At 71.0% G+C, this 849-nt stretch carries 1 protein-coding gene; it reads left to right on the forward strand.

Annotated features, from left to right (window positions below; translation table 11 throughout):
• Window positions 1–165: 165 nt before the first annotated feature.
• Window positions 166–771, forward strand: coding sequence for a phage tail protein (locus ACFW1I_RS34090; RefSeq protein ID WP_384677260.1), 606 nt, complete (start codon window positions 166–168; stop codon window positions 769–771).
• The last annotated feature ends 78 nt before the right edge of the window (window positions 772–849 follow it).

The raw sequence follows: 849 nt of genomic DNA on the forward strand, positions 1-849 counted from the left end.
CACCCCCACCCCCCCCAACCCCCCTTCGTTTGTTGTCTGGGGGGTTGTTTTTTTTTTAAATGCCCCCCCCCCCACACCGGCCCCCGCGGGCGGGGGGGGCCTTTGCCGTACCCGGGTCCCTTCGCCCGGGCGCGGCGCCCTCACCCACACAAGGAGAAACCCACCATGGCAGGAAACAACTCCGCCGAGATCCGCGTCGCCGGCACCGGCAAGCTCTTCGTGGCCGCCGCCGGCGCGAGCGCCCCGTCCTTCGGCGCCGACCCGGCCGCCGACTGGGCCTCGGCCACCTGGACGAACCTCGGCTACACCACCGGCGACGGCGTCACCTTCTCCAAGAAGGACAAGCTGGAGCCGATCGACACCTGGCAGTCGGTCTCCCCGGTGCACTTCATCTACTCCAGCCGCGACCTCTCGCTGAAGTTCTCGATGCTCCAGTTCAACGAGGACACGCTGCCCTTCTTCATGGGCGGCGGCGAGGTCAAGGCGGAGCCGGCCGCGTCGACCGACACGTACAAGTACGAGATCGCCGAGCGTCCGTACGCGGACGTCCGCGCCCTCGGCCTGGAGTTCACCGACGTCAAGGTCGGCGGCACCGCGGTCACGTACCGCTTCATCATCCCGCGCGGCCAGGTCACCGCCTCCGACGACATCAAGCTGGCCCGCAAGGCGGCGTCCACCCTGGGCATCACCTTCACCGCGATGTCGAACGGCGCCGGCCAGCCGCTGGCGACCTTCCTCATGAAGGACAACCAGTACGGCACCTCGGCCTGACCCCCTCCCGGGGGGGGGGGGGGGGGGCGGCCCCCCCCCCCCCCCCCCGCCGCCGCCCCCCCCCCCCCCGACCACACC

This window comes from Streptomyces sp. NPDC058955, from assembly GCF_042741435.1.
Classification (GTDB): domain Bacteria; phylum Actinomycetota; class Actinomycetes; order Streptomycetales; family Streptomycetaceae; genus Streptomyces.

Bases quoted from the DNA above. Each gene is read 5' to 3' on its own strand.
- ACFW1I_RS34090 (WP_384677260.1), top strand. From the start codon at position 166: ATGGCAGGAAACAACTCCGCCGAGATCCGCGTCGCCGGCACCGGCAAG.